This window comes from Virgifigura deserti (assembly GCA_003576685.1).
Taxonomy (GTDB): domain Bacteria; phylum Pseudomonadota; class Alphaproteobacteria; order Dongiales; family Dongiaceae; genus Virgifigura; species Virgifigura deserti.
Genome location: QOZR01000002.1, coordinates 293706 through 313293 on the forward strand (window position 1 = coordinate 293706; position 19588 = coordinate 313293).

Below are 19588 nucleotides of genomic sequence, written 5' to 3' on the forward strand. Positions count from 1 at the left end.
GAACGGCGCCTCTGCGCGAAATTATATTGCACGGACCCGGACGCGCCAAGCTGCGTTCCGGCTTACAACTTCGCGACAATGAGAAACCTTGCCTCCATCCGTTCCTGGATCGTCACCGACGGCAAGGCGGGGATGGAAAGCCAGTGCCTTGGCCTGGCCGAGGCGCTCGGACTGTCGCCGGAAGTGAAGCGGATCGCGCCGCGGGCGCCCTGGCGCTGGCTGCCGCCACAGGCCTGGGTCGGCCCCCTGACGGCGCTCAGCCCGAAAGCGGACCGCCTGCTGCCGCCCTGGCCCGACCTGATCATCGCGACCGGACGGCAGACCGTCGCCCCAGCACTGGCGGCGAAGCGCGCGAGCGACGGCGCAATTTTCCTCGCGCAGATCCAGAATCCGGGCGTCGATCCGGCGCGCTTCGACCTTGTCATCGCGCCCGAGCATGACGGGCTCGCGGGCCACAAGGTCCTGTCGACCCTCGGCGCGCTGACCCGGGTCACCCCGGCCCGCCTCGCCGCGGGAGCGTCCGCGTTCCAGCCGATGCTGACCGATCTCCCACGACCGCTCGTTGCCGTCCTTCTGGGCGGGCCGAACAAGGTCTACCGGATGAGCGAGCAGCTCGTCGAACGCCTGGGCGAGGATCTCGCCGGCTTGGTCCGGCGGCAGGGCTGCGGTCTCGCGATCTCCGCATCGCGGCGTACCGGAGCGGCCGCGATGGCGCGTCTGCGGCGGCACCTGCGGGGCTTGCCCGCGGTCTTCTGGGAGGGCGAGACCCCCAATCCCTATTTCGGCTTTCTCGCCCTGGCCGACGCGATCCTGGTCACCGCCGACTCGATCAACATGCTGTCGGAGGCTGCCTCCACCGGGAAACCCGTGCACGTCATCGACCTGGAGGGCGGCTCGGCCAAGTTCCGCCGGTTTCATGAGCGGCTCTCCGCCGTCGGCGCCGCCCGGCCCTTCACCGGCACGATCGGCGACTGGCGCTATCAGCCGCTCGACGAAACGGCGCGGGCCGCGGCAGAACTCGCCCGCCGCCTGGAGGCGCATCGCGCCGCGCGAAAATTGCAATGATTGATCTTTGCCGGCGGTGCTCCTAGTTTCGCCGCAACGCCCATTATGCTGGCCCGGGATCCTACCTTGACTGACGCCGCGACCGCCGCCCTGTCGACAGACAACAGCAGCGCCATCGATCTTGAGGCGCTCCGCGCGACGCAGCTCGTCCGCGATCCTTTTGAGTTCGTGATCGTGCCGAACCTGGTCCGGCGCGAGGCGCTGGCGGCCGTCACCGCCGACTTCCCACGTATCACGGAGCCTGGCAGCTTCCCGTTGGACAAGCTCGCGTTCGGTCCGGCCTTCGCCGCACTCGTGGCCGAGTTGCGCGGCCCGGCGATGACCGACTGCCTGGCCGAGAAGTTCGGCGTCGATCTTCGCGACCACCCCACGCTCGCGACCATCCGCGGCCGGTGCCGGGCCTCTGACGGCAAGATTCACACCGATAGCGAAAGCAAGATCATCACCGTGCTCGTCTATCTGAATTCGTCCTGGGAGGCGAACGGCGGACGGCTGCGGCTGCTGCGTTCGGCGACCGACCTGGAGGATTTCGCCGCCGAGGTGCCGCCCGACGCGGGCACGCTGCTGGCCTTCCGCCGCAGCGAGAACTCGTTCCACGGCCACAAGAGCTTCGTCGGGGAACGTCGGAGCATCCAGATCAACTGGGTTCGCGACGCCGGCGTGGCGCGCCGGGAACAGGCGCGGCACCGCCTCTCCGCTTGGTTCAAGCGGCTGAAGCCCTCTTCCTGACCGGTTGTTCGCCGCATGGCCCTCCGCATCGAAACCTTCAGTAACGTCACCGGCGGCAACAGCTTTTTCAAGGCAGTCACCCACCCCCTGGCGGCCCGCAGCGCGGATATGCTGCTGCAGCGCCTCGCCGCCGCGGGCCGGGTCGCGGTCTACGACCCGCTGGGGCTGCTCGAGGGCCTCGCCGAGTTCTACGACCTGTCGTCGATCGATGTCGCCGGGGTTTTTGTCCAGAATGTCGAAGGCTTGGGCCGTTCCATACTCGGCCGGCCCACGCAGCCGGTGACCGATCTGCCGGCGCTCAAGGGGCTCGACAGCCTTCTGGTCGTCGCCTTCGACGCGCAGCGGCCGATCGACCAGATCCGGCATCTGATTCCCGCCGGCACCGATCTCATCAGCCTCGACGAGATGCGCCTGCCCGACGCGCTGCTGACCAATCGCCGGCGGTATCTCGATCCTCTGAACTTCGCGACCAACATCGCCTTCTTCCGCGACGGCAACGGCCACCATACGCGCCTGACGACCGCAAACTACTGGGTCGGATACGGCGCCGACGCGGTCTCGCTCTGGGCCTGCCTGCTGGACGAGGGCGGCCGCGTGCTGGCGGAGTGGCAGGACCCGCTGCCGACGGGGGTCGGCTCGGTCACCATTGATAGCCAGGAGGTCCGGCGCCGGTTCGGCCTGCCCGACTTCACGGGCCAGCTCTTCCTGCATGTCGTCGGCGCGGCCGGACATGATGTGGTGAAGTACGCACTCGATACCTATGGCGACGCGGAGACGGTGCTGTCCTGCACGCATGACGCCAACGCCTGGCCGGCCGCGCTCTATGCCGGGCTGCCGGCGCCGGCGCCCGGCGAGCGCGTCCTGTTCTGGCTCCAGAACAGCCACCCCTGCCCGATTCCGGCCGGTGCCGTCGGCTTCAACCTGATGGGCGATTCGGATATCCGCCCACTTGGGCGGGAAATCGCACCCTTTGCGACCGCCGCCGTCGACGTCGCCGAGCTGCTGCCCGATGCGCGCTGGCCGCAGCAGATTGAGATTCAGGCCGGCAAGCATTTCGTCCGCCCCCGCTATGAGGTCGTCGCGGCCGGCGAGCGGCGGCGCATCGCGCATGTCAATGTCGAGCGCACCGACCTCGCGCCCGATCCGCAGCTTCCCGAGCTTGCCAATCTGCTCGGCAAGGGGTTCATCCTTCCGGCGCCGCTGCTGCCGGTCGAGCGCTGGCGCAGCCTGGCCTTGCCGACGCCGATGACGACGGCGCAGGAGGAACTGCCGCTGGCCGCGATCGTTTATGCCGCCGACGGCCGCGAACTGGCGCGCCGCCGCCTCGGGCGGCTGCAGCGGCGGGACAGCGTGGCGCTGGACATCAGCGCGCTGCTGGAGGCCGCGGGAGCCGATCTCGACGGCGGCTTCGGGCATGTCGAGCTGGTCTACGACTTCGCGGAGGGCGGCGCCGGCGACGGCTGGCTGCACGCCCTGTTCCGCTATGAGGACCGACGGAGCGGCCATGCCGCCGAGACCAGCTTCGGGGCCCATATCTTCAACACGGTCCTGACCTATGGCGGCGAGCCGCAGTCCTATCACGGCCGTCCGCCGGGGCTGAGCACGCGCCTGTTCCTGCGCCTCGGGCCGCCACCGTTCGAGACCTTCTGCCACCTGATCTACCCGGCGTCCACGCCCTGGCACCCGCTCAGCCGGACCGCGATCGCGCTGTTCGATTCCGCGGGCCGGCAGGTCGCCGAGCGTCAGGTCGCGATCCCCTGCAGCGGCTCGCTGCTGTGGCGTTATGACGAGATGTTCGCGACGGCGGAGCGGGACCAGGCCGGCGATGGCGCCTATGCGGTCGTTCGTGACACCACCTGCCGGCTGTTCGGTTATCATGGCCTAATGCGCGGCGACGATTCCTTCAGCCTCGACCATATGTTCGGGTTCTGAACGGCCTGAGAGCGCTTAACACTTACCCCCGGCACTTATCTTGTCCAGAACGGCGAGTGTCTCTATCTTCCAGGGAAACCTTTCCAATGGAAAAATATCGTCATGGCTGCGGAACATCACAGTAAAGTTCTAATCATCGGCTCGGGTGCGGCCGGCTATACGGCCGCGATCTATGCGGCTCGGGCAAACCTGGAGCCGGTTCTGGTCCAAGGGCTGCAGCCTGGGGGGCAGATGACGATCACCACCGACGTCGAGAACTATCCGGGCTTCGCCGAAGTGATCCAGGGCCCGTGGCTGATGGAGCAGATGCGCGAGCAGGCGGAGCATGTCGGCACGCGCATGATCTTCGACGTGATCACCGAGGTCGATCTCCGCAAGCGGCCGTTCCGCTGCGTCGGCGACAGCGGCGACATCTATTTCGGCGACGCGCTGGTCATCGCGACCGGCGCCCAGGCCCGCTGGCTGGGGCTGGAGAGCGAGCAGAAATATCGCGGCTTCGGGGTTTCCGCCTGCGCGACCTGCGACGGCTTCTTCTTTCGCGGCAAGGAGGTCTGCGTCGTCGGCGGCGGCAACTCGGCGGTCGAGGAGGCGATCTACCTGACCAATCACGCGACCAAGGTGACGCTGATCCACCGGCGCGACACGCTGCGCGCCGAACGGATCATGCAGGACCGGCTGTTCCGCAACCCGAAGATCGAGGTGGTGTGGGACAACGTGGTGGAAGAGGTGCTCGGGACCGACAACCCGCCCGGCGTCACCGGTGTTCGCCTCAAGAACCTGCGGACCGGGAAGCATAGCGAGTTGCCCGTCGACGGCGTGTTCGTCGCGATCGGCCACGATCCGGCGACCAGCCTCTTCAAGGGACAGCTCGAGATCGACCAGGAGGGCTATATCGTGACCGCGCCGGACAGCACGGCGACGGCCGTGCCGGGAGTCTTCGCCGCCGGCGACGTGAAGGACAAGGTGTTTCGGCAGGCGATCACCGCGGCCGGCATGGGCTGCATGGCGGCGCTGGAGGCGGAACGGTTCCTCGCCGCGCAGGAGTCGGAGACAGGGCAGGCGGCCGCCGAGTAGATGGCGGCCGACAAGCCGACAACAGGGGGGCCCTCTTAGGGGAGCCGGTTCGGATCGGGCATAGGGGCCCGCGCCGCGCCGACTATCAAGGATGGACTGGGATAAGCTCAGGATCTTTCATGCCGTCGCGGAGGCGGGCAGCTTCACCCATGCGGGCGAAGCGCTCAACCTCAGCCAATCGGCGGTCAGCCGGCAGATCAGCGCGCTCGAGGAGAGCCTGAACATCTCGCTGTTCCACCGCCATGCCCGCGGCCTGATTCTCACCGAGCAGGGCGAGCTCCTGTACCGCACCGCGCACGAGATCTTCGCCAAGCTGGCAATGACCGAGGCGCAACTCACCGAGAGCAAGGACCGGCCGAAGGGCCAGCTCAAGGTTACTGCCACGGTGGCGCTCGGCTCGACTTGGCTCACGCCGCGCATGAGCGAGTTCATCGAGCTCTATCCGGACGTCTCGGTCGATCTGGTGCTGCAGGACCGCGAGCTCGACCTGTCGATGCGCGAAGCCGACGTGGCGATCCGCATGGCGCCGCCGCGCCAGCCGGAGCTGATCCAGCGGCACCTGCTGACCGTCCATATGCATATCTTCGCCGCGCCCAGCTACATCAAGAAGCACGGTATGCCGCAGACCGCCGAGGACCTCGACGACCACAAGATCATCGTCTATGGCGAGGAAACACGCCCCCCGTCCCCGACGTCAATTGGCTGCTCTGGATGGGGGCGTCGAAGGACCGGCCTCGACGCCCGGTACTGACGGTCAACAACATTTATGCGATCTTCCGGGCCGTTCAGGGCGGCATCGGTCTTGCCGCATTGCCGGAGTTCATGGTCCGGGAGTCGAGCAATCTGGTGCGCATCCTGCCGGATGTGGAAGGGCCGCGGGTGGAAGCCTATTTCGTTTATCCGGAGGAGTTGCGCCGGTCGAAGCGCATCCAGGTATTCCGTGATTTCCTGATCCGCAAGGTTGCGGAATCCCATATGTAGCGTAGCGCCGCCGCGGGCCGTCGGCGGTTCGCCGAGCCATGCAAAAATTGCATGGCTCTTTTGTAGATTTCCATCTGGTATATGAGCGCGGCTTAACTATCTTATGGGGAGTGTTGCAGCGCAACATCACAAGTTTTGGTGGTCATCCCCGATGCCACCACACGGGTTCGGGCGCGATGCCCGAAACCAGGGTCTTCGGACCCTACGTCTCCCAGACGTGAAGCCTCCCTGTTAACTTGCCGGGCCCTCGTGGCCCGGCTTTTTCTTTTCAGGAAAATCACGTGCTGAAGGCTCGGCTTCACGCGGGCTACCGCTCATCGAGCGCCTGACATGGAGTGGGCTCAAGAATGTTCCCGCGTCCGCGGCCGGCAGTTTCGTAGCAGGTATGCGATTCCATCGCGCAACCGGTCACGGTCACAGCCGCGAGGCCGAGCGCGACAAAAGCTGCGAATCTCGCCGCGATTCCCATTGACGAACGCATCGCCGCACCTCGTTCTGCCATCGAGCGCTCCTACGGCTTCGAGCGGGTTAGAAAACACCCAACGCGGCAAAGGTCGGCTGGGTTGCAGTCCGGCTGCGACACCGAATGTGACATTTTTGCAACGCCGGCCGGCGCATCAATCCGACGGTGGAACGGACTCGGCTGAAACTCGTTGGATCGTGGGGCGGCATCCTCCGGGTTGCGGCCTTTCCGTTTTCGAAGAATTACAGGATTTCCAGCATGAAACGACTGTTCCTCACGACGGCCCTATTCGCGCTCGCGCCCACCGCTGCAATGGCCCAGGACGCGATCGACTACGGCTTCAGCACCGGAGATCAACAGTTCACCCTCTCCGGCACCGGCAGCAACGACAAGGATTTCGATACGGGAAGCTTCGGCCTGTCGGCGGGCTATTCCTACTTCCTCACGGACAATATCGAGGTCGGGGTGCGCCAGGATCTGACATGGGCAGATAGCGGCGACGACAGCGCGTGGAATGGAACGACCCGAATCGCGGCCGACTACAATTTCGATCTCGGCCGCTTCCAGCCCTTTGTCGGCGCAGCGATCGGCTACACCTATGGCGATACGACGAACGAGACTGGCGTCATCGGCCCGGAAGCCGGCCTGAAGTTCTTCGCCAACGACACGACCTTCATTTACGGCCAGACGTCGTATCAGTTCTTCTTCGACGACAGCGACGATATCAACGACAATTTCGACGACGGGTCGTGGATCCACACGGTCGGACTCGGCTTCACCTTCTGAGGCCGCGCACGGTCGGTCAAAGTGGCGGCCCCCTCGAATGGGGGTCGCCCGACCGAACCTCGACGCATCAGGCGGCGTCTCTGCTCAGGCGAACAGCCGCTCCCCCTCAAGCCCCTCATAGAGATCGGCGACGAACGGGGCATAGCCATTGAAGAGGCGCGTGGGGACGCGTTCATCGGTGCCAAGCACGCGCTCCGTCGCCTGACTCCAGCGCGGATGCGGCACCTCGGGGTTCACATTCGCCCAAAAGCCGTACTCGCTGGCGGCAAGCGCCTGCCAGAAATTCACTGGGCGCTCGTCACTGAAGGTGAATCGGACGATCGACTTGATCGATTTGAAGCCGTACTTCCACGGCACCGCGAGGCGCAACGGCGCGCCGTTCTGCTTCGGGATCGGCTTGCCGTACAGGCCGGTGGCGATGAAGGCGAGCTCGTTGGTCGCCTCCGCCATCGTCAGGCCTTCGACATAGGGCCAGGGATACCAGACCGCCCTCTGCCCGCTCGCGACTTCGGGGTTCAGAAAGGTCTCCATCACGAGATATTTGGCCGAGCCGAGGGGCTTGGCGAAATCGACCAGCGCCTTCAACGGAAAGCCGCTCCATGGAATCGTGATCGACCAGGCCTCGACGCAGCGCAGGCGATAGACTCGCTCCTCCAGCGGCATCTTCGCCAGAAGCTCGTCGATGCCGATCGTGATCGGCGCATCGACCAGCCCGTCGATCGTCACGCTCCAGGGCCGGATCGGCAGTTGCTGCGCCTTTGCCGCGATGTCCTTGCTGGAGCCGAACTCGTAGAAATTGTTGTAGTTGGTGACCAGTTCCTCCGGCGTCATTGGCCGGTCGACCTTGTAGCGTGAATTCCCCTCGACCGGATAGAGCGACGCCGACGGGTCCTCCTCGACCTCCGCTTCGGCCGAGCAGGCGCTAAGCGTCGCGCCGGCCGCCAGCAGGATCGGCCCCGCGGCGACCGCCTTCATCAGCCGCCGGCGATCCCGGAAGACGCGTTCCGGTGTCGCCGCGGACTCCGGCAACTCCCAGCCGCGTTTGACTTTGATCAGCATTCATCCCTCCGCCGTCGAGTAAGTGCCGCCCAAGCATGTAGGTACTGGCCGCCACACGGCAAATCACGAGAGGGTGAACGTCATGAGAGGATGAACCGGCGGCCTGTAGCGGCCGCACCGGCTTAGGCCAGCATGCTGCGCAGCATCCATGCGTTCTTCTCGTGGATCTGCATGCGCTGGGTCAGCAGGTCGGCCGTCGGCTCGTCATGGGCCGCATCGACGGTCGGGAAGATCTCCCGCGCCGTGCGCGCCACGGTCTCCTGCCCTTCCACCAACTGCCGGATCATCTCCTCCGCCGCCGGCACATCCTCCGCCTCCTTGACCTTCGAGAGCCTGGCGAACTGCGCATAGCTTCCCGGCGCATGGACGCCGAGGGCGCGGATCCGCTCCGCGATCTCGTCGACGGCCGTGGCCAGCTCGGTGTACTGCGTCTCGAACATCAGATGCAGGGTGTTGAACATCGGCCCGGTGACGTTCCAGTGGAAGTTATGGGTCTTCAGATACAGCGTGTAGGTATCGGCCAGCAGACGCGACAGACCCTCCGCGATGGCTTCCCGGTCCTTCTCCGCGATTCCGATATCGATCGCCATTCTCGACTCTCCCAAGGTAAATACTAAGAATAATATTATGCGCTATGCCCGCACGTTCAAGCGTTATTTAGAATTACTATAATCTAGCGCGATGCCGCCCGGCACCCCAGCCCACGAGCTATCGGGACACCGGGCGCGCCCCGCTTAGTGGGCCGTCGCCAGCCGCTGCTCGACGACCTTGTCGGCGAGCCGACCGGTCAGTTCCTGAAGATGGTCGAACCGCCAGGCGAAGGTGCCGACTCCCAGCGTGAGCGACCGCAACTCGATGATCAGATCGTGCAGCTCGGATTGCGGAATATAGGAGTCTACCTCGTCCCAACCGCTCCAGTCGTCCTTAGCCATATATCCCAGAATCTGCCCCCGCCGCCCGCTGATCAGGCCGTGGGCGCGGGAGGTGAACTCGGCAGGCACGACGATCTGCACCTGAAATATCGGCTCGAGCAGCACCGGGTCGCATTTCGCCATGCCTTCGCTCATCGCCATGCGCGCGGCCGTCTTGAAGGCCTGGTCGGAACTGTCGACCGTATGATACTGCCCGTCGGTCAGGGTGACCGAAACATCCACCACCGGGAATCCCAGGGGACCGCGCGCAAGATAGTCGCGGACGCCCTCGGCGACCGCCGGGATGTACTGCTTCGGCACGGCGCCGCCGACGATCCGGTCGTGGAACTCGAAGCCGCCACCGCGCGGCAGCGGCTTGATGTCGAGATGCACGTCGCCGAACTGGCCATGGCCGCCGGACTGGCGCTTAAAGCGGGCATGCTGGTGGACGCCTTTCCGAATCGTCTCCTTGTAGTTGACGCTCGGCCGGTGCGATTTGACCGGCAGATTGTATTTCTGGCGCAATCGGTCCAGCGCGATCTGCAGGTGGATCTCGCCTTGGCCCCACAGCACCATTTCATTGGTGTCTTGGTTGTGCTCCATCGACAGGGACGGATCCTCGTCGATCAGCTTCTGCAGCGCAGCCGTCAATTTGACTTCGTCGGCGCGGTTCTCGGCAGTGATTGCGAGCGAGAACAGGGGCGCGAACCGCGCCGGCCAGTTGATCTGGCGGGCCGGCTTGCCCGAAGCCGAGATCAACTGGCCGGTCGCGACGTCGTCCATCCGGCCGAGCGCCACGATCTCGCCCTCCCCGGCCGCCGACAGCTTCGCCAGTTCGTGGCCCTTCATCCGATAGAGGCCGCTGACCCGGCCGCCATCAAGGGTCGCGCCGTCCTGCACGGTGCCGGCAAAGATTCGCGCGAGCGACAGCTTGCCGGTATGCGGCTGATGATAGGTCTTGCAGACGAGTCCCAAGGTGTCGCCCGCTCCGTTGCCGGAGCCCGGCGCGATGCCGAGCCGGGCAGCGGTCTCCTCGGGGCCCGGCACGTCATGGCGCAGCGCCTTGAGCAGCCGGCGAACGCCGTGATCCTTCTCGGCAGAGCCGAGCAGAACCGGCACGATCAGATCGGCCGCGAAATCCTTGCGGAGCTGTTGGTAGACCTCCTCCTTCGACGGCACGGTGTCCTCGAGCAGCTGTTCGAGCAGCGCGTCATCGAAATCGGCCAGCGATTCGAGAAGCTCCTGGCGGGCAGACTGCTCGCGCTCGGCGATTTCCTCTGGAACCGTGATCAGGTCGGATTCCTCGCCGGGCTTGTAGCGGTAGGCGCGCTCGCTGACCAGATCGACATATCCGGTTATCGACTCTTCGCTGGAACCGTTGGCGGCACGGATCGGGACCTGGCGCAGCACGAGCGGCCGCGCCGAGACGGCCTGCAGCGCGTTCAGCACCTCGCGCACGCGATGCGCCGCGATATCCATTTTGTTGATGAACAGCAGATGCGGAATCTTGCGGTCGTCGAGAAACTTCAGCAGGGGCGCCAGCATCAGCGCCTTGGTTACCTCCGGCTCGCAGACGACCACCGCGGCGTCCGCCGCCATGAGGGCGTTCTGCGTCTCCTGCGCCAGCTCGACCGAACCGGGACAATCGAGCAGCGTCCAGCGTTCACCGAGATACTCTGCCGATGCGGCCGAAACCTCCACGCTCATCCCGCGCGAGCGCGCCTCCGGTACGCTGTCGCCGACGCTGCTCCCCTCCTTCACGGAACCCTTGCGCGTAACCGCGCCGGTCGCGAACAGCAGGCTTTCGAGAAGCGTCGTCTTGCCACTGAGATAGGGTCCAACCAAGGCTGCGCATCGGGGCGCAGCGACAGCTCTATCGCCCATGAGGTCCTCCCTGATCCGTGCCGGGGGAAGCCCCCGGCGAGGATCGCCGGAGCCGCCCTCTCGTCAGCTAAACATGATTTCAGGGCGGTCAGGGGCGATGCAAGGAAAAACGGATGACCCGTCGATCGGCGATACTTACCCTTCAAAGCTGCGACAATCGACATCATATGGCTCAGGGTCTGCTTCGAAGCGGCTTGGAACGACCGGTCCGCCTGGGTCGATTAGTCGATCGTCAAGTCATTACGCTGCGGCCCCTGAACGCGACGACTCTCCTCTTTCAACAGCATTGCCGGCTTGACGAATGACGGCCCATGATCACGATGCTTCGACATCCACCAGACCTATCCGGGCCAGGCGAGCCGTTATGATGGTCAAGGCCGCCGACTCACGATCCGGGAATCATTCCCGCCGTCGAGTCTCGGAGATCCTGCGGAGCCTGATCGACGACCAATCGAACGACCGCTTGTCGCTCGGCGACATCGTGGCGGCGCTGGAGGAGCGCGGTTACGGCATTCTGCTGTTGGTCCTCACCCTGCCCAGTCTGGTGCCGATCTATCTGCCGGGGCTGGCGGCCATCTTCGGTCCGCCGCTGGGATTCATCGCGCTGCAATTGATGCTGGGCCGCCCCGCTCCGTGGCTGCCGCGCGTGCTGATGCAGAGATCGTTCCCCCGCAGCGGGTTCGCTAGGCTGGTCAATTGGTCGCTGCCCTATGTGGAGCGTGCCGAACGGATCCTGCAGCCCCGCCGGCTGGAATTCACCTCGCCGCTCGGCGAACGGTTGATCGGCACGGCTTGCCTAGTCCTGACGCTCATCCTGATGCTCCCGATCCCGTTGACGAACATTCCGCTGGCCGTGCCGCTCGCGCTGCTGTCGCTTGGGCTGCTGGAACGCGACGGCTGGTTCGTCCTCGCCGGATTCATCCTTGGCCTCACCGCCGTCATCGCGGTGCTGGCGCTGAGTTGGGCGCTACTAGTTGAGTTGGCCCTGCCGCTTATCGAACGCTTGGTCTAGCGCCCTTTCGGCAGTTTCGGGTTGCGGCAACGCGGCTTGACTCAACGCTGGCTGCGCACTCAGCAAGCAAACCGCGATTGCGCCATGGAAAAGTCGGAATGGCCGAAGCCATTCGTGGCTTCCGCCATTCCGGTGCGCGAACCCAGCCCTCAGTCCACCGATTTCATCGTCGGGCTCAGCGGTAGCCCGGCGGTCTGCTTCCGCTTGATCTCGTCGACCGCTGCCTCGATGGCGAGAAACCTGCTCGGTGTCGTCGGATGCGTGCTGGCGCGGCTGATCGCGCCCGAATTCACGGTCGCCATCCGGCGCCAGAAGTTCGCGACTCCATCGATCTCGAGCCCGGCATTGGCCATGAAGTACAAGCCGACATAGTCCGCTTCATGCTCGAACTCGACCGAATAGGAACTGGCTCCAGCCTTCATGCCAGCGTCGCTGAAAGCACCACCGGTGTTGACCCCGCCGGCGGCCGCGAGAATGTCGAGCAGCAGGCCGCCGAAGCCGCCGGCGATCGCGTTATCCTGCTTTGCATCGATGTGCCCCATCACATTGTGCGCAAGCTCGTGTGCAATCACGAGCGACAGCTCCTGGTCACTGGTGGCGAAGCGCATCATGCCGCGCGTGACATAGATCGCCTTTCCGTCGGCGAACGCGTTGATCTGGTCGTCCAGGGTCATCTCAACCGGATAGTCGCAGATCTCCCGAGGCACGGCCCGGACCGTGTGTTTGACATTGTCGCGGAGCACGGTAAGTTCGAGTACGCCGTCGCGCTCGATCGCCGCGTTGGCCAGCTTCGAAAACTTCTTGAGCGCCTCAACGCCGGCCGGGGCATACTCACCGTTGACGGCAAACAGCATGTCGCCCTGGCGCAGACCGCCTTCCGCCGCCGGGAAGCCATCGACGACCTGGATGACTTTGAGCCGGCTGTCATGCCCGAGGATCGCAGCCGCGGCGCCACGCCATTCGGAATCATAGGACTGACTGTTCACATATGCCATCCCGACGGTGAACCGCTTGTTCTCGCACTGCGAGACACCGCCCGCGAGGATGGGCAGGCTGACACGGCCAAGACGGGAAAAATCCTCTAGCTGCTGCCGGAGCGCGATCTCCTTTTGCTTTGCTGCTTCCGACGCCGCGTAACGCGCATCGATATCCGGTATCTGGGTGCGCGGCGCGGCACAGGCTCCGAGCAGCGCGACCAGCATCGCACTCGTGACAAGATGAATTCGCGACATGGCTTCCCCCGATACATTTGTTGTTCTTGGCGGAAGAATTATGCCAACAAAGTAAAATCCAGGACAATATTTAACTTTATTGAATCATTAATATCGCCGACCCGGCGCTCCTACCGGCCAGCGGGGACGGGCTCCATCTCGCCGATTGTCGAGCTGAGTCGCACAATCAGGTAATTCCACTGGATCGCGATCTGCTTTAAGCTCTGTGCTACGGGTCCGGGACGGGCGGCGCCGACGAGGCTGCGATGCATCTCCTGCTGAACTTCACCGAGGCTCTTGCCTCGGTGCCCGACCCGATCAATCTGGCCGGCTACGCCCTTGCCGCCGCCTTCATCTTGAATGTCTGGTGGGCCTATGCCGCGGGCGTAAGCTGGGGCGTGGGGCTGTGGCTCGCCGGCGTTCTGCTCGACGGGCGACATGACTGGACCGCCGGAGCGTTGTCGGCGCAGATGCTCGGCAGCCTGATGGGCAATCTGATTGCCATGTGGGTGGTGCTGACGATCGTCGGGGCCGTCCGCGCCATCCGGTTGTGGTGGATGGGGCGGCGGGTCCGGCGGGATTGAGCGCGGCGATCTGCCGCGCGACTACTGCAGCGCGGCGCAGGCGCGCTGGATGCGGTTGCAGGCCTCGCGGAGCAGGTCTGTCGATGTGGCGTAGGAGATCCTGAAGAACGGGGAGAGGCCAAAGGCCGAGCCCTGAACCGCGGCGACATTCTCCGCCTCGAGCAGATAGGTCACGAAATCGTCGTCCGTCTCGATCACCCGGCCCTGCGGCGTCCGCTTGCCGATCGTGCCGGCGCATGAGGGATAGACATAGAATGCGCCTTCCGGCCGATGGCAGCTCAGCCCGGGCGCCTTGTTCAGCATGTCCACGACGAGGTCGCGTCGCTCCTTGAACACCTTGTTGTGCTCGGCGATGAAGTCCTGCGGACCGTTCAGCGCCTCGACCGCGGCAGCCTGGCTGACCGAGCTGGGATTCGAGGTGCTCTGCGACTGGACTTTGGCGATCGCCTTGATGAGATCCACCGGGCCGCCGGCATAGCCGATGCGCCAGCCCGTCATGCAATAGGCCTTGCTGACGCCATTCATGGTCAGGGTCCGCTCCTTGAGCCGCGGCTCGACCTCGACCGGCGTCACGAACCGGAAATCGTCATAGACGAGATGCTCGTACATGTCGTCGGTCAGCACCCAGACATTCGGATGACGCACCAGAACGTCGGTCAGCGCCTTCATCTCGTCATGACTATAGGCCGCGCCGGTCGGGTTGCCCGGGCTGTTCAGGATCAGCCATTTCGTCTTCGGCGTGATCGCCGCCTCGAGATCCTCGGCGCGCAGCTTGAACTGGTTGTTCTGCGGGCAGGGCACAGCGACCGGCGTGCCCTCGGCCAGCAGCACGATATCGGGATAGGACACCCAGAAGGGCGCCGGGATGATGACCTCGTCGCCCGCGTCGACCGTCGCCATCATCGCGTTATAGATCACCTGCTTGCCGCCGGAAGCGACGGTGATCTCCTCCGGCTTGTAGTCGAGGCCGTTCTCGCGGCGGAACTTGGCGACGATGGCCTTCTTCAACTCCGGCGTGCCGTCGACGTTCGTGTATTTCGTATCGCCGCGGCGGATTGCCTCCGCGGCTGCCGCCTTGATGTTGTCCGGCGTATCGAAATCCGGCTCGCCGGCGCCAAGCCCGATCACATCCCGCCCGGTGGCCTTCAGTTCACGCGCCTTCTGGGTGACGGCAATGGTGGGCGACGGCTTGATCCGGCTCAAGCGTTGGGCGAGAAACGACATGGGGCAGAGGTCCTTGCGGATTTAGCTAGTCAAACGGCGGGGCGACCTTACGCCGCCGGGCCGAAAGGCGCAACTGCCCCAAAAGGCGCTACTGCCCTTGAAATGCCCAAATTCCGTACCGCTATCGCCATGACCGCGAGGTCTACTATCCTTGTCGACAGGTCGTCGACGTGGTCTTAAGCCATCGCGGAGCGGCATGATGAGAAACGGTCGGATATCCCGGAATGTTGCCCGAGGCGTTGCCAGAAGCGTTGCGTTGCAGCGGCCATTGCGCCCTGTGGACCAATCGGTCTGGGGGCTGTCGATCGGAAGCCTCTTGCTGTTGCTGGCACTGCTGTTCGGTTCGTTGGGATAGCGGAAAGAGCGCCGTCAGTCCGTTACCGCATGCTGATCGCAGACGGTGTACCGAAGTCCTCGGGCCGATTCCCGGACCGATCCAGGGCCGCCGCACCGCTCACAGGTCCGAAGGCTGCGATCCGACGCCATCTGGATGGCGTCGTTCACCGCATCCCGCCATTCGTCGGTCAGTCCCTGGATCTGAAAGCTCAGTTTGCCGAGATCCTGCCTCAGGCGCGTGATGCGCAGGCTCGGATAGGCCTGCGGATCGCCGACCGCCCTTACGATGCTTCCCATGGCCTCGACGAGAATCGCCCTCCAGCCATCCTTGAACTCGAAGCCATAGACCAGATCATCGAACCAGGGGGCATATTGCTGTCTCAGCTCCTGCTTCCAGGTGCCGCGCTCGCGCACCTTCTCACGTTCCTTCAGGTCCCCCAAAATGGCATCAAGCGACTTCCGCAACCTTCATCCTCCCGCGTCGGCTCGCCCTGCGAGCCCGGCAGCTGCGAACGTCGGTGGCCGGAGCTCTGGATTTAGGGGGATATCAGCCATTGACGTTCTTACCTTGCCGTTCCTGAACTCATAATGATGACCAAACGGAACGGTCATACGCCCCTTTCGGAAAAGAAATACTAGCAGCCGCCCAAGTCATCAAAATATTTCACGCCTCCCGTGCATGTTTATACAAACCGTCCGAGTACTATTTACTTCTTGTCCGGCCCTCGCCCGCACCGGCAGGGATGCTCCCCGTGAATATCGTCGCCGTGCGACCGGCTTCTATGGCGCGAGATCCCATAGCCAACGCTCATAGCGCCGGTCCAGGCTTGTGCCGGCGCCGGTCGCCATCTGCTCGGCCGGTACAGCCCCGTGGCGTGCGGCGCGGGGCGACATTCCATAGCGTTTCCGAAAGGCGCGACTGAAATCGCTTTCGCTCCGAAACCCCGAATCATGCGCGATTCCGCCGATCGGCCGGTGCGCCTGCGTCGGATCGCGAAGGATCAGCAAGGCGCGTCTAAGCCGCCGCTCCCGGATATATCGGGAGACGCCGCCCAAAGGCTCGAAAAGATCGTAAAGCTTGGTCCGGGAGAGGTGAAAGCGCCGCCCCAGCTCGGCCGGAGTCAGATCCGGGTCGTCGAGCCGCGCTTCGACCTCGCGCTTGATCGCTGACAGCATGACCTTCTCGACCGCGGCTTGGCCGCCCGGCGTGTCGCGGATCGATGCATTGAAGCAGGCCGCGACAAGGCCGACGGTCACGGGCGCCAGCTTCATTGCCTGCCGTAGATTGAACCGGTCGGCCTGGCTCATGACGGTTCGCATATGTTCCCGGAGCACCGCGACGAGCGGCTCACTCCCCGAGAGCGCGCGCATATGCTGGTCGTCGGCGGAGCGCAATGCCGGCTCGAGCATCGATCGCGGGATGACGAGCGAGATGTTGGTGAAATCCTCCGTCTGGGCGTGCACCTCCTGCGACAGGTCATAAACCAGAAGGCCGTTCGCCGGCATCTCGACCGAGCCGCCGCGATAGTCGCATCGCTGGCGGCCCGATTCGTAGAGCTGGATCATGTAATGATCCATCCCGTCGCGGGCGATGGTGAACGAGGACCGGTCAAAGATCTGCCGGCGGGTGGTCACTCGGCCGATCAGCAGCGGCCCGATCAGATGCGCATCCACCGTAGCGTGAAACGCTTTGTCCTGCCTTATCGCTCGCGGCGCATCGACATCGAAGATGCAGGCCATGCTGTCCCGCCAGACCTCATAGCGCCGCTCGGGCGCCAGGTGATCGACGGTAAAGCGCGTGGTCGGCACGTTGCCTTCACGACTGACGGTGGCGTCCATTCCCCTTGCCCCCCGGCTATGTCCCCCCTCGCCGAGCACATTTTATCGTCCCGCCCCTGACGATACATTTTGGGCGAGCGGCCAAGTTTCTAGCAGAATAGCAGAATCTTACGACATCCGGGCGATTCTTACAGTCGCCGGCAACCTAGTGCCAGCTCCGAATACTGACGTTGCGGTGGCGGTCGCAGCGGGATTGGTCTATTGATGACGAGGCTTCATCGGAGGGATGCCGTTTGCGCCGCGCCCACGGGTGCGACAGCCTCCAGGGGTGCGACAGCCGCGAGGGTCCGCCATGGTCGACCGTCAGCAGATGGCCCGGGCAAGCGAAGCGATACGCGCGTTCGTCACGACTCCGCTCGATGCCTTGCTGAAGCATCCGGCGGAACGCGACCCGAGCACCGCCGCCCTGGCCCTCTTTCACGACACGGTCGAGACGGTGCCCGCCTATCGCGATTTCCTCGCCCGGCACAGCATCGATCCGGCGTCGATCCGAACGGCGGCGGATTTCCTGACGCTGCCGCTGACCACTAAGCAGAGCTACGTGCTGGCCTATCCGCTGCCGCAGCTTTGCACCGGCGGGCGGATCGAGCATTGCGACATGGTCGCCGTATCCTCCGGCTCGACCGGCCAGCCGACCTTCTGGCCGCGCTTCGTCACCGACGAGCTGCCGACCGCGGTGCGGTTCGAGCAAGTCTTCCATGACAGCTTCGCCGCCGACATCCAGAGCACGCTCGCCGTCGTCTGCTTCGCGCTCGGCAACTGGGTCGGCGGCATGTTTACCGCCGCCTGCTGCCGTCATCTCGCGGCCAAGGGCTATCCGATCACCGTGGTCACGCCCGGCAGCAATCGTGACGAGATCTTCCGTGCGGTGCGCGACCTGGCGCCGCATTTCGCGCAGGTCGTTCTGCTCGGCTACCCGCCCTTCCTCAAGGATGTGATCGATGGTGGCCGCGCGGCCGGCATCGACTGGCGGCCATTGAACGTCAAGTTGGTGATGGCGGGCGAGGTGTTCAGCGAGGAATGGCGGTCGCTGATCGCCGAGCGAATAGGCGCGTCGGACCCCTGCTATGACTTCGCTTCCCTCTACGGCACGGCGGATGCCGGGGTCCTCGGCAACGAGACCCCGCTCAGCATCGCCATTCGCCGCTTCCTCAGCCGCACGCCGGAGGCGGCGCGCCAACTGTTCGGCCAGTCCCGACTGCCGACTCTGGTGCAATACGATCCGCTGGTCCGCTATTTCGAGAGCCTGGAGGACGGAACACTGATCTTCTCCGGCCGGAACGGCGTGCCGCTGGTCCGTTACCACATCGCCGATAGCGGCGGGATCATCACGCATGAGGCGATGCTCCATTTCCTGGCCGGTTGGGGCTTCGATCCGGGCGACGCCCTGGCGGGCCACGGCTGGCGCGGGGACCGTCCCCTTCCCTTCCTCTATCTCTTCGGCCGGTCGAACTTCGCTGTCTCCTATTTCGGTGCGAATGTCTATCCGGAGAATGTCAGCGTCGCGCTCGAGCAGCCCGGCATCCGCGATCAGGTAACGGGCAAGTTCGTGCTGCAGGCGAAAGAGGGGCTGGAGGAGGCCCCGCATCTCGCGATCGTGGTTGAGCTCGCCGCCGATCTCGCCCCGGAGGCTGTTGATGCGGACGCGATTGCCGGGGCCATCCTGGACCAGTTGTTGCGCCTCAATAGCGAATTCGCCAACTATACGCCGGCGGAATATCGCCGCCCGCGGGTGACGCTGCGGCCGGCGGGCGATCCCGAATGGTTCCCGCCCGGCGTGAAGCACCGCTATTCCCGGCCCTGACCCGGTACCGCCGATCGCGGCCTTGAGGCGCCGCCGATCGCGGCAAGGGAGTCGCAAAAGCGGTCGGAAAAGGCTATCTCTCCGCCGAGTTCGACTTCTATCGGAGGGTGACATAGTGCGCAGCGGGGTTCTCATCGCCGTCGCGGCCATGGTGTTCGTGGTCGCGCTGGCCAACTACGCCGTTCAGTTCCCGTTGAACGACTGGTTGACCTGGGGCGCATTCACCTATCCGGTCGCGTTTCTGATTACGGATCTCAGCAACCGCGCCTTCGGACCGGCCCGTGCCCGGCGGGTGGTCTATGCCGGATTCGTGCTGGCCGTAGCGCTCTCGATCTGGCTGGCGACGCCGCGGATCGCGGTGGCGTCGGGCGTCGCCTTTCTCGCGACGCAGCTCTGGGACATCGCGATCTTCAATCGCCTGCGCCACCAGGATTGGTGGCGGGCGCCGCTGGCCTCCTCCGTGCTGGCCTCCGCGCTCGACACCGCCATCTTCTTCTCGGTCGCCTTCGCCGGGACCGGACTACCTTGGACGACCTGGGCGATCGGCGATTACGCGGTCAAGCTCGGCGTCGCCGCCGTGATGCTCATCCCGTTCGGCGCCCTCAGGCTGTGGATCCGGCCCTGGACCGGACAGCAACCGACCGGACAGCAACCGGCCGGACAGCAACAGTCCTGAGTCTGGGGGCTTGGGGCC

Annotated in this window: 16 protein-coding genes and 1 pseudogene; 10 read left to right on the top strand and 7 right to left on the bottom strand. The window is 64.7% G+C overall.

From position 1 onward, the window contains the following. The first annotated feature begins 78 nt into the window (after positions 1 to 78). The 6 genes and pseudogenes from DT069_RS04735 (at position 79) to DT069_RS04760 (ending at position 7030) form a co-directional block, all read left to right on the top strand. Positions 79 to 1065 carry a mitochondrial fission ELM1 family protein gene (locus DT069_RS04735; RefSeq protein WP_425450003.1) on the top strand — a complete coding sequence of 329 codons (987 nt, stop codon included), beginning with the start codon at positions 79 to 81 and terminating at the stop codon, positions 1063 to 1065. A 66-nt stretch (positions 1066 to 1131) separates the two neighbouring features. Next, positions 1132 to 1794, top strand: coding sequence for a 2OG-Fe(II) oxygenase family protein (locus tag DT069_RS04740; protein WP_425450004.1), 663 nt, complete (start codon positions 1132 to 1134; stop codon positions 1792 to 1794). 15 nt (positions 1795 to 1809) lie between these two features. Beyond that, a complete protein-coding gene (locus DT069_RS04745; RefSeq protein ID WP_119459129.1) occupies positions 1810 to 3726 on the top strand; it encodes a hypothetical protein in 1917 nt (638 codons plus the stop codon). A 102-nt stretch (positions 3727 to 3828) separates the two neighbouring features. Then, entirely contained in the window at positions 3829 to 4800 is a 972-nt protein-coding gene (trxB, locus tag DT069_RS04750; protein WP_119459130.1) for a thioredoxin-disulfide reductase, read from the top strand. A gap of 91 nt (positions 4801 to 4891) precedes the next feature. Then, positions 4892 to 5781: pseudogene (locus DT069_RS04755) on the top strand (LysR family transcriptional regulator). Between the two features lie 721 nt (positions 5782 to 6502). Beyond that, positions 6503 to 7030 carry an outer membrane beta-barrel protein gene (locus tag DT069_RS04760; RefSeq protein WP_119459131.1) on the top strand — a complete coding sequence of 176 codons (528 nt, stop codon included), beginning with the start codon at positions 6503 to 6505 and terminating at the stop codon, positions 7028 to 7030. A gap of 84 nt (positions 7031 to 7114) precedes the next feature. Here the strand turns inward: DT069_RS04760 and msrP are convergent, their stop codons facing one another. The 3 genes from msrP to DT069_RS04775 all read right to left on the bottom strand — a co-directional run bounded on the left by msrP (position 7115) and on the right by DT069_RS04775 (position 10884). After that, positions 7115 to 8089: a protein-methionine-sulfoxide reductase catalytic subunit MsrP gene (gene msrP / locus DT069_RS04765; protein ID WP_119459132.1), complete on the bottom strand. Its 975-nt coding sequence runs from the start codon at positions 8087 to 8089 to the stop codon at positions 7115 to 7117. A gap of 122 nt (positions 8090 to 8211) precedes the next feature. Next, the gene (locus DT069_RS04770) at positions 8212 to 8679 is read right to left on the bottom strand and encodes a Dps family protein (RefSeq protein WP_119459133.1); all 468 of its coding nucleotides are present in this window, start codon (positions 8677 to 8679) and stop codon (positions 8212 to 8214) included. Positions 8680 to 8823: 144 nt separating this feature from the next. Beyond that, complete coding sequence (locus DT069_RS04775; protein WP_119459134.1) at positions 8824 to 10884, bottom strand: elongation factor G; 2061 nt, start codon at positions 10882 to 10884, stop codon at positions 8824 to 8826. A gap of 364 nt (positions 10885 to 11248) precedes the next feature. Between DT069_RS04775 and DT069_RS04780 the strand changes: the two genes are divergently transcribed. Further along, complete coding sequence (locus tag DT069_RS04780; protein ID WP_162912982.1) at positions 11249 to 11896, top strand: exopolysaccharide biosynthesis protein; 648 nt, start codon at positions 11249 to 11251, stop codon at positions 11894 to 11896. Positions 11897 to 12045: 149 nt separating this feature from the next. Here the strand turns inward: DT069_RS04780 and DT069_RS04785 are convergent, their stop codons facing one another. Beyond that, a complete protein-coding gene (locus DT069_RS04785; protein WP_119459136.1) occupies positions 12046 to 13128 on the bottom strand; it encodes a M48 family metalloprotease in 1083 nt (360 codons plus the stop codon). Positions 13129 to 13373: 245 nt separating this feature from the next. On the opposite strand from DT069_RS04785, the gene DT069_RS04790 reads away from it, so the two are divergent. Beyond that, positions 13374 to 13691 carry a hypothetical protein gene (locus tag DT069_RS04790; RefSeq protein ID WP_119459137.1) on the top strand — a complete coding sequence of 106 codons (318 nt, stop codon included), beginning with the start codon at positions 13374 to 13376 and terminating at the stop codon, positions 13689 to 13691. 21 nt (positions 13692 to 13712) lie between these two features. On the opposite strand, the gene DT069_RS04795 is transcribed toward DT069_RS04790, so the two are convergent. From DT069_RS04795 to DT069_RS04805, 3 genes are all read right to left on the bottom strand, one after another. Further along, positions 13713 to 14915 (bottom strand): aspartate transaminase, encoded by a 1203-nt coding sequence (locus tag DT069_RS04795; protein ID WP_119459138.1) that lies wholly within the window; start codon positions 14913 to 14915, stop codon positions 13713 to 13715. A gap of 369 nt (positions 14916 to 15284) precedes the next feature. Continuing rightward, positions 15285 to 15716: a hypothetical protein gene (locus DT069_RS04800; protein WP_119459139.1), complete on the bottom strand. Its 432-nt coding sequence runs from the start codon at positions 15714 to 15716 to the stop codon at positions 15285 to 15287. Between the two features lie 315 nt (positions 15717 to 16031). Next, positions 16032 to 17090 carry a helix-turn-helix domain-containing protein gene (locus tag DT069_RS04805; RefSeq protein ID WP_119459140.1) on the bottom strand — a complete coding sequence of 353 codons (1059 nt, stop codon included), beginning with the start codon at positions 17088 to 17090 and terminating at the stop codon, positions 16032 to 16034. Positions 17091 to 17382: 292 nt separating this feature from the next. Here DT069_RS04805 and DT069_RS04810 point away from each other — a divergent pair, with 292 nt between their 5' ends. Together DT069_RS04810 and DT069_RS04815 are read left to right on the top strand one after the other, a co-directional pair. Further along, positions 17383 to 18894, top strand: a complete 1512-nt coding sequence (locus DT069_RS04810; protein ID WP_119459141.1) for a phenylacetate--CoA ligase family protein — start codon at positions 17383 to 17385, stop codon at positions 18892 to 18894. Positions 18895 to 19009: 115 nt separating this feature from the next. After that, positions 19010 to 19570, top strand: coding sequence for a queuosine precursor transporter (locus DT069_RS04815; RefSeq protein WP_425450005.1), 561 nt, complete (start codon positions 19010 to 19012; stop codon positions 19568 to 19570). Positions 19571 to 19588 lie beyond the last annotated feature (18 nt).

What these genes read in the sequence shown, in the direction of transcription:
- DT069_RS04810 (WP_119459141.1), top strand. Translation starts at nt 17,383, where the DNA reads ATGGTCGACCGTCAGCAGATGGCCCGGGCAAGCGAAGCGATACGCGCG.
- DT069_RS04790 (WP_119459137.1), top strand. Translation starts at nt 13,374, where the DNA reads ATGCATCTCCTGCTGAACTTCACCGAGGCTCTTGCCTCGGTGCCCGAC.
- DT069_RS04735 (WP_425450003.1), top strand. Translation starts at nt 79, where the DNA reads ATGAGAAACCTTGCCTCCATCCGTTCCTGGATCGTCACCGACGGCAAG.
- DT069_RS04745 (WP_119459129.1), top strand. Translation starts at nt 1,810, where the DNA reads ATGGCCCTCCGCATCGAAACCTTCAGTAACGTCACCGGCGGCAACAGC.
- DT069_RS04805 (WP_119459140.1), bottom strand. Translation starts at nt 17,090, where the DNA reads ATGGACGCCACCGTCAGTCGTGAAGGCAACGTGCCGACCACGCGCTTT.
- DT069_RS04775 (WP_119459134.1), bottom strand. Translation starts at nt 10,884, where the DNA reads ATGGGCGATAGAGCTGTCGCTGCGCCCCGATGCGCAGCCTTGGTTGGA.
- DT069_RS04795 (WP_119459138.1), bottom strand. Translation starts at nt 14,915, where the DNA reads ATGTCGTTTCTCGCCCAACGCTTGAGCCGGATCAAGCCGTCGCCCACC.
- DT069_RS04760 (WP_119459131.1), top strand. Translation starts at nt 6,503, where the DNA reads ATGAAACGACTGTTCCTCACGACGGCCCTATTCGCGCTCGCGCCCACC.
- DT069_RS04785 (WP_119459136.1), bottom strand. Translation starts at nt 13,128, where the DNA reads ATGTCGCGAATTCATCTTGTCACGAGTGCGATGCTGGTCGCGCTGCTC.
- DT069_RS04770 (WP_119459133.1), bottom strand. Translation starts at nt 8,679, where the DNA reads ATGGCGATCGATATCGGAATCGCGGAGAAGGACCGGGAAGCCATCGCG.
- DT069_RS04780 (WP_162912982.1), top strand. Translation starts at nt 11,249, where the DNA reads ATGATGGTCAAGGCCGCCGACTCACGATCCGGGAATCATTCCCGCCGT.
- trxB (WP_119459130.1), top strand. Translation starts at nt 3,829, where the DNA reads ATGGCTGCGGAACATCACAGTAAAGTTCTAATCATCGGCTCGGGTGCG.
- msrP (WP_119459132.1), bottom strand. Translation starts at nt 8,089, where the DNA reads ATGCTGATCAAAGTCAAACGCGGCTGGGAGTTGCCGGAGTCCGCGGCG.